The 778-nt window shown below is 64.0% G+C and carries 1 protein-coding gene; it reads right to left on the bottom strand.

Annotated features, from left to right (window positions below; all coding sequences use genetic code 11):
- Nucleotides 1-383, bottom strand: a 383-nt coding sequence (locus tag EOA24_RS39900) for an acyl-CoA dehydrogenase family protein (RefSeq protein WP_245502001.1), incomplete at its 3' end; no start/stop codon positions are given.
- Nucleotides 384-778 lie beyond the last annotated feature (395 nt).

The raw sequence follows: 778 nt of genomic DNA, 5'->3' as shown, positions 1-778 counted from the left end.
TCGCCATGGGGCGCGATACGTGTCTCGAAATCCCCGACGTTCTTGCCCTTGAACTCGGAGAAGGCGTTGCCGAGGCGAAGACCGGACAGGACGAGGCCGAACAGCGCCCGCTTCTGCGCGTCGGAACCGGTCGCACGGATCAAATCCGTAATCTCGAAGTGATTCTGCGGAATCTGGGCCAGCGATGGATCGGCCGCGGCGATGATCTTGAAGACTTCCACCACCGTCGCCTGCGAAACACCGGCGCCGCCGAATGCGCGCGGCACCGTGATTCCCCAAAGTCCGCTTTGTGAGAATATGTCAAGCTCGGCAGTAGGCAGGCGCCGGTCGCGGTCGCGTTCGGCGGCGCCTTCGGCAAATTGAGCAGCCAGCTTCCTGGCCACGGCGACCGCCTCTTCATCGGTTCGAATGATATGGGCGGGATGCGTCGGCCGCGATGGTGCAGGAAAGGCTTCGCGGCCACGCGGCTCCGCTTTCTTGACTGATGCGCCCATCGTCCGATCTCTCCCTCGGCGTTTCTTGTCTTCGTTCGGTGCTCTTCGGCAGCTTAGATCCACGAGTGACGCGGCGGCCTGACATCGTTGAGGTAGTAGTTGCCCACGGCTGGCGGCCGCGGGCGCGATCGCAGCCGCGCTCCGCCGCTGGCACGGCCTCCGGTCATTTCACGGCTCGGCGGAACCTATGAGGTCGGCTTCGATTTGCGCGAGCCTTGCCGGCGCCAACCGGCGCAGCGCCAGGAAATACGCGACTCCGATCGCCAGCAAGACGAGGAATACAT

The sequence above is a fragment of the Mesorhizobium sp. M2A.F.Ca.ET.039.01.1.1 genome (assembly GCF_003998035.1).
Classification (GTDB): Bacteria; Pseudomonadota; Alphaproteobacteria; order Rhizobiales; family Rhizobiaceae; genus Mesorhizobium.
The sequence above is the reverse complement of the archived record's forward strand: the minus strand, read 5'-3'. Positions and strand labels throughout refer to the sequence as shown.